This window comes from Streptomyces sp. SID12488 (assembly GCF_010548275.1).
Classification (GTDB): domain Bacteria; phylum Actinomycetota; class Actinomycetes; order Streptomycetales; family Streptomycetaceae; genus Streptomyces.
Window position 1 is genome coordinate 1 of the sequence record NZ_JAAGLT010000102.1, and the last position, 676, is coordinate 676.

1 protein-coding gene is annotated in these 676 nt (G+C 65.2%); it reads right to left on the bottom strand.

Annotation, left to right across the window (positions count from 1 at the left end; translation table 11 throughout):
- Positions 1-676, bottom strand: a 676-nt coding sequence (locus tag G3I56_RS42685) for a 2-oxoacid:ferredoxin oxidoreductase subunit beta (protein WP_164418934.1), incomplete at both ends; no start/stop codon positions are given.

A 676-nucleotide genomic window follows, 5' to 3' on the forward strand; every position in this document is an offset into this window, starting at 1 on the left:
GGTCGGCTCCGAAGCGGATGGGTTGTCCGTGTTCGAGGCGGATCACGGCTTCCTCGGCCTGTTGGCGGTCTTTGAGGACTTCGAAGGCGCCGTCGTTGAAGATGTTGCAGTTCTGGTAGATCTCGACGAGTGCGGTGCCGGGGTGGGCGGCGGCTTCGCGGAGGACGCTGGTGAGGTGTTTGCGGTCGGAGTCGACGGTGCGGGCGACGAAGGAGGCTTCGGCGCCGATGGCCAGGGACACGGGGTTGAAGGGTGCGTCGAGTGACCCCATGGGTGTCGATTTGGTGATCTTGCCGACCTCTGATGTCGGGCTGTACTGGCCTTTGGTGAGTCCGTAGATCCGGTTGTTGAAGAGGAGGATCTTGAGGTTGACGTTGCGGCGCAGGGCGTGGATGAGGTGGTTGCCGCCGATGGAGAGGGCGTCGCCGTCGCCGGTGACGACCCAGACGGACAGGTCGCGTCGTGAGGTCGCCAGGCCGGTGGCGATCGTGGGGGCGCGGCCGTGGATGGAGTGCATTCCGTAGGTGTTCATGTAGTAGGGGAAGCGGGAGGAGCACCCGATCCCCGACACGAAGACGATGTTCTCCTTCGCCAGGCCGAGTTCGGGCATGAAGCCCTGTACGGCGGCGAGGACGGCGTAGTCCCCGCAGCCGGGGCACCAGCGCACTTCCTGGTC